At 41.3% G+C, this 3,955-nt stretch carries 2 protein-coding genes; both read right to left on the bottom strand.

Annotation, left to right across the window (positions count from 1 at the left end):
• Window positions 1-725 (bottom strand): RagB/SusD family nutrient uptake outer membrane protein (locus tag AC1DPZ_RS23490; protein ID WP_477408030.1); only part of this gene is annotated, 725 nt, incomplete at its 3' end.
• Between the two features lie 19 nt (window positions 726-744).
• On the bottom strand, window positions 745-3,955 hold a 3,211-nt coding region (locus tag AC1DPZ_RS23485), incomplete at its 5' end, for a TonB-dependent receptor (RefSeq protein WP_477408028.1).

Here is a 3,955-nt window from a genome sequence, read left to right as displayed (position 1 = left end):
GCTTTAAATTGCGTGGCAGCACCGGTAAAATCTTTATTAAACAATAATGATTTACCCAGGTATGCCATAGCGGCACCTTTGGTTGCCCGGCCTATTTGTCCCTGGTCTGGTCCATTGGTTCCAGTATAAGAAACCGGCAAAAGAGGAATTGCTGCAGCAAAATCATCCTCAATTTGTTTCCAGCCCTCTGCTTCGGTTGATTGTTTTACAAAATAATCTGCCGAGGTTTTTACATAATGTGTAGGTAATGCTACCTTACCAAAAAAGTTAACCAAATGGAAAAAATATAATCCTCTTAAAAAATGTGCCTGGCCAAGAATGCGGTTTTTCAGGTTATCATCCATGGTTATAGCAGGCACATTATCTAAAACCTGGTTACAACGTGCAATGCCCTCATAATAGGCTCCATATGCCCAGGCATATCCAGATCCGTCGGCTGTCCCCAATGAAAACCGACCTATATTATAAAGGGCAGTCCAGGGGCTGTTGCTTCGCACATCATCACCGCGAATATCCAGCATGGCCGGGGTAAAACGCATATAGGTACCATCAATAATTAAACTGCCGTATGCGGCATTTAATCCCGCGATAGCATCGGCCTGCGTTTTCCAGAATGATGTTGCCGTTTGCTGATTTGGGTTTACCTGGTCTAATTTTTTAGTACAAGCACTAAGGCATAACACAGCTGAGAATGCCCATATAAAATATTTTGTATTAGTTTTCATAACTCTGTTTTTAATAAATTTACAATCCTACCTGTACGCCTAACATGATGGTTCTTGGATTAGGGAATGAACCATAATCATACCCCCTGCTAAATAAGCCATCGCTAATAAAATCAGGATCATAACCCCTGTATTTAGAAATAATTAGCAAATTCTGCCCAGATAAGTACACCCTGAAGCTGCTGAAAACATGGGTTTTATTTAAAACACTTTTCGGAATAGTGTAACCCAGTTGTGCGTTTTGTAATTTAACATAGCTGCCGCTTTCTATAAAACGATCAGAAAAACGTGAGTTGCCATTCGGATCTCCGATGATAGGTCTTGGTACATTTGTATTGGTATTTGTTGGTGTCCAGAAATTTAGTTCATCCACAGATGAGTTTATATACTGGCCAACCATCAGGTCATGATAAACCCCATTAAATACTTTATTACCGGCGCTTCCCTGCAGGAAAAATGATGCATCAAAGTTCCCATATGATGCGCCCACATTTAGGCCATAATAAACTTTTGGTATAACAGATCCGAGGTATACCCTATCGGCATCTGTTATAGCATGGTCGCCGTTTACATCTTTAAATTTAACGTCGCCCGGTGCTGCCAATGTTTGTGTAGCATGGCTGTTAATATCGGCCTGGCTTTGGAATATGCCTTCGGTAACAAAGCCATACAGCTCGCCCACTTCGCGGCCAACTTCTGTTTTACTGCCCGCGCCATATATAGGGTTGTTGGTACCGCCTAACTTTAACACTTTATTTTTAAGTGTATTTGCATTTGCGGTAACATTCAATTGCAGTTTACCAATGTTTTCTTTATAACTAACAGAAAACTCTACACCCTTATTTTCTGTAGATGCCGCGTTGGTGGTTACCGAAGCAGGCACCGAACCAACCGAAAGAGGAAGCGGGATACCGGCTAAGATATCGGTAGATTTTTTGTAAAAATACTCGGCAGTAAATGAAAGCTTATCTTGAAAAAATCCAAAGTCAAGTGCAGCATTGGCTGTTGATGTGGATTCCCATTTAATATTAGGATCGCTAACCGCAACAGTGGTTGCACCAGGCGCAAGTGTATTACCAAATACATAGCTGGCATTGCCATTAATGTACGATTGGTACATATAGTTTGCAAAATTTTGATTACCCAATTTACCGTAACCGCTCCTCAATTTTAAACTGCTGATAAATGATGGTAAATGAAAAGCTTTTTCATTACCAATATTCCATGCGGCAGCAATAGACGGGAAATTACCAAAGCGATTTTTAGGTCCGAACCTTGAAGATCCATCTCTCCTGAAATTCACAGTAAGCAGGTAGCGGCTATCATAATTGTAGTTTAACCTACCAAAGTATGATAGTAAGGTACTGGCATCCTTATAACCATCTAACCCTTTTGAAGTTGGATCGGCAATGGAACCAAAAGTAAAAAACTGAAGGCTGCCCGCGGCTGATGCCGTACCGGTTACAAACTGGTTATGATCTTCCTGGTAAGAGGTACCGGCTAAAACATCAATTTTATGTTTTCCAAGATTCAGCAGGTATGATAATGTATTTTCGGCTAAGCCTGTATGCGCATTTCCATTCTGGTCGTTTAAATAATATTTGGTATTGAGGTAGTAAAAACCAAGGTCGTATGACGGCTCGTAATGAAAATTTTCATAGTCTGTACGATCATAACTTACATTCACTTTGTATTTTAAGTTTTTGGCAAGCTCCAGTTCGCCCCAAAAGTTGCCAAACATCCTGTTACGATCGCTATAATCTTTAACCAGGTTATTCATACCGATAACATTAAGGGTGATAGCCCTTTGGGTTACGTTATCGCTGCCTCCGTACCCACCCAATCTGTTTGGGTCATAAACCGGCATTGTAGGTATAGCGGTAAGCATACTGGTAAGCCCACCGCCAAATACTGCATGAGAGCTTGTTATAGCAGGGTTGTTTTTATGCGATTGAGTATATGCTGTTTTTCCGCCGAAGCTAAAAATGCCTTTTTTACCCTGAAAGGTGCCGGTAAAGTTATAGCGCTTGTAGCTTTGAGGGCCTGATAAGGTACTTGTCTGATCAAAATAACCAAGCCCTACGTTGTAGCTTATGGCATCGCTGCCGCCAGATAAATTTACGTTTTGATCTTGTATCTTACCTGTTTTAAACATTTCCTTTTGCCAGTCGGTATTTACCTTACTGATAAAGGCGGCATTTGTTGGATCATTTGCAGGAGCTATAGATAAGCCTGCATTTAACTCGGCAGCAGTTGTAATTTTTTGATAGCCTACCCTGTCCGTAACATCCATTCTTTTGGCTATATTTTGCAGACCATAATATCCATTGTAATTAACTCTTAAAGCGCCTGCTTTACCTTTTTTTGAAGTAATGATTACTACACCGGTTGCGGCACGTGAACCATATATAGCCGCCGCCGAAGCATCTTTTAATACTTGTATGGATTCAATATTATCGGTAGGGAAATCAAAGGGGGCATCTACAGGAACGCCATCAATAACAAACAGCGGGCTGTTATTACCGAAGGTAGAAATACCACGGATCTTTATTTGTACAAAACCACCCGGCTCGCCCGATCCCTGTACACTTACACCGGCTGCCTGGCCCTGTAATAGCTTGGCCACATCATACGATGCTGTTTTTTTGGCATTATCAACGTTTACTACCGATACCGAACCTGTAAGATCTTTCTTTTTTACAGATCCGTAACCAACAACAATAACCTCGTTTAATGAATTTGAGGCAGCCTTAAGCTGAACGCTAAGCGTTGAGTTACCGTTTAACGGAACTTCCTGTGTGGTATATCCCACAAACGAAAATACAAGTATCACATTGCTCGCACTGGCATCCGGAATGTTAAGTACATACCTTCCCTGAACGTCGGTTTGTGACCCGGCGTCTGTTCCTTTTACTTTGATGCTTACGCCGGGCATAGGAAGGCCCGCCTCGTCGGTAACTTTCCCGGTTACGGTAAGTACCGAAACCGTGGCACCCTTTTCTGATAGGATCACAAGGTTATTATCACTTAACTTGTATACCAGGTTGGTATTGGCAAGCAAAGTATTCATTGCCTGCTCAAGTGATGCGTTTGTGACATTCAGGCTTGTGGGTAAAACATTTTTAGCCAGTATATCATCGTTGTACAAAAAGCGGTAGTCAGATTTTTTTTCAATTTCTTTGAACGCCTTTTTTAAGGTTACATTCTGAAAATTGACATTTATTATACTC

Source organism: Mucilaginibacter sp. P4_G9, from assembly GCF_056400985.1.
The sequence above is the reverse complement of the archived record's forward strand: the minus strand, read 5'-3'. Positions and strand labels throughout refer to the sequence as shown.